The organism is Candidatus Poribacteria bacterium, assembly GCA_021295755.1.
GTDB lineage: Bacteria > Poribacteria > WGA-4E > WGA-4E > PCPOR2b > PCPOR2b.
Genome location: JAGWBT010000062.1, coordinates 1 through 2,785, shown reverse-complemented (window position 1 = coordinate 2,785; position 2,785 = coordinate 1). Strand labels below are relative to the sequence as shown.

The 2,785-nt window shown below is 51.1% G+C and carries 3 protein-coding genes; all 3 read right to left on the bottom strand.

All coding sequences use genetic code 11. The features are described from left to right. Positions 1 to 89 precede the first annotated feature (89 nt). Complete coding sequence (locus J4G02_10555; protein MCE2395015.1) at positions 90 to 1,133, bottom strand: Gfo/Idh/MocA family oxidoreductase; 1,044 nt, start codon at positions 1,131 to 1,133, stop codon at positions 90 to 92. Between the two features lie 17 nt (positions 1,134 to 1,150). Next, positions 1,151 to 2,023, bottom strand: a complete 873-nt coding sequence (locus J4G02_10550) for a TlyA family RNA methyltransferase (protein MCE2395014.1) — start codon at positions 2,021 to 2,023, stop codon at positions 1,151 to 1,153. Between the two features lie 49 nt (positions 2,024 to 2,072). Then, positions 2,073 to 2,785, bottom strand: a 713-nt coding sequence (locus tag J4G02_10545) for a 1-deoxy-D-xylulose-5-phosphate synthase (protein ID MCE2395013.1), incomplete at its 5' end; no start/stop codon positions are given.

The window sequence follows — 2,785 nt, the reverse complement described above, 5'->3', positions numbered from 1 at the left end:
CGGTTTGGGGTGTTTCATTAATTCTAAGATCCACTATAATGTGATAGAGATGTTCAGAGAGGCAAGACGCATGCGAAGATGGAAGTAGGTTAGGGCAAACTGACCCTAACTTCACGTCCCAATTGTGAGGATTGATAAATACTGTCAAAAATTACGTTGGTGTAGAGGAAGGTGTCCCCTGGGATGGGTGACGGTTGTCCGTCCCGAATGGCTCGTACAAATTGCTTGATTTCATAAGTAATGTCTATACTCCCTTCTGGCAGCTGATTAGGCGTGACCTCCTGCAAATCGCTATAGCCACCGTGCAATAGACGCAGTTTCGGTTCTGAGCCAAACGGAAAGATCTCAACAGCTCCACGACTTCCAGCGATACGCATCTGCCACTGTTCCGGGAAGTTGATCGCCCAGCTATGCGCGAAGAACAGGGTAATTCCTCCCTCCAATCGGACGTAGGCTGTTCCGAAATCTTCTACCGAAAAGTCGTCGATATTCCAAGTGCCGTCTGGGGAGTGCCCAAAAATGTTGGCGTCGGTGCCCGAAACCGTAAGCGGTTTGGGATGCCCCATCATATAGAGCACAGCATCAAGCGTGTAGACACCATTGTCCATGAATCCACCACCGCCGGCTGTCTCTTTTTTAATGAATGTTCCGCCGGGGATACCGCGATGCTGCCAGCCAATGGCTTCGGCATAATAAATCTGTCCGAGATTTCCATCCTCAATAAACGCTTTCGCCGCTTGGATCTCAGGCATAAACCGCCATTTCATGCCCACCATTAGGATTTTTCCACTTGCTTTTTGGGCTTCCGCCATTTGATGGGCTTCAGCAGCCGTGGCGGCCATCGGTTTTTCCACAATGACATGTTTCCCCGCCTGAAGTGCGGCGACCGTTGGTTCGCAGTGCGCCATGGTATACGTGCAAACGCTGACAGCATCCACCTCCGCAAGCCCAAGCAGTTCACGATAGTCACTAAATGCGTGTTCCGCGCCCCACTCCTGCGCTGCGGCTTGCGCCCGTTCCTCAAGAATATCTGCAACCCCTACAATCCGTGCTTCATCGAGAATCTGGAGGTATCCGCGCGCATGCGCACGAGAAATCCCGCCCGTACCGATGATACCGATACCAATCGCCATAATATTCCCCCATCAAGTCATTGCAAAGCGGCGTTAGCCTCTTGAACTACCTGTACTGCACGTTTTTCCCAGTCCACTGAAGTACCTTCAATTCCTGCTTTAAGCCAAATCAGGTACTCGATGTTTCCCGCCGGTCCACGAATCGGAGAGTGGGAAACCCCCATGACAGATTGATCTAGTCCACGAATAAACCGGATGAGATCACAGAGAACCTGAACGTGCACCCTCGCCTCCCGCACGACACCACCTTTGCCAACGTGTTTCCGTCCTGCCTCAAATTGTGGTTTGACCAACGCAAGCACCTCCCCTGTAGGGTCGACAATTTGGGTGACAACCGGTAAGACTTTTTGGAGGGAGATAAACGAGACATCAACCACACCGATTTTGATCGAAGACTGGAAGCGATTCATACCAATCGTGCGGATATTGGTTCCTTCAATGACACACACCCGTGAATCTTGACGGATTTTCCATGCAAGCTGCCCACGTCCCACATCCACCGCATACACAAACTTTGCGCCGTGTTGTAGCAGACAATCTGTGAACCCACCGGTCGATGCACCGACGTCAATGGCGACGCTGTCACGCACATCAACTTGGAAAACTTGCAACGCTTTCTCCAACTTCAGTCCACCTCGGCTGACATACCGTGGCGGTTGTTTCACTGCAATTTCCGCCTCCGGTGAAATTAGATGACCCGGTTTGACCTGTGCGCTACCCGAAACGATCACTTCACCAGCGAGAATTAACTGCTTCGCTCGTTCGCGGCTTTCGACAAGCCCACGCTGGACAACGAGCGTATCAAGTCGCTGCTTGCTCTGCCCTCGTGATGTGTGAAATGTGGAACGTGAGATATTAGAGGTGCTGCTGCTATCTTTGCTGCTTGCCATCCTACCTTTCCTTCCAATCTCCGCTTCCGCATCACCTAGTTCTCCTCGGCTATTCGTTGGTCTGTTCTTTAGCAAGTTTTAATCCCTCACGAACAATCGCCTCTGCATCTAAATCACACTGTTCATATAAGGTTTTGACATCCCCATGCTCAATGAACTGATCGGGAATACCGAGACGCTTGACCTGCACATCTGTCAATCCGTTATCTATGAACATCTCCAAGACAGCGCTGCCGAATCCACCCATCAGCACACCATCCTCAACCGTAATCACTTTTCCAATCCGTGAGGCGAGCGGAAGGAAGAGTTGGTCATCAAGCGGTTTCACGAATCGCGCATTCACCACCGTTGTCGATATGCCTGAGTCTACTAATATCTCTGCACGATTTCCAATCGCTAAGATCAACAGGTCATCGCCGTTGCGTAAAACCTCACCTTTCCCAATTGGCAAAGACTGGGGTTGATTCGCCATAGGAACGCCCAAACCGTTGCCACGAGGATAACGAAGGGCAAGTGGTCCCTTTTCGTATTCAACGGCTGTCTTCACCATGTGCTGGAGTTCATCTTCATCTTTTGGTGCCATTACCACCATGTTTGGCATAGAACGCAGGTACGCAAAGTCGAAGACACCGTGATGCGTCGGTCCATCCGCTCCGACAAGGCCAGCCCGGTCTAGCACGAAGCTAACAGGCAGATTCTGGATGCAGACATCATGCACCAATTGGTCGTAACCGCGTTGCAGGAAAGTGGAATAAATCGCCG

Excerpts from the sequence above, each read along its gene's own strand:
- J4G02_10555 (MCE2395015.1), bottom strand. The coding sequence starts at position 1,133 with ATGGCGATTGGTATCGGTATCATCGGTACGGGCGGGATTTCTCGTGCG.
- J4G02_10550 (MCE2395014.1), bottom strand. The coding sequence starts at position 2,023 with ATGGCAAGCAGCAAAGATAGCAGCAGCACCTCTAATATCTCACGTTCC.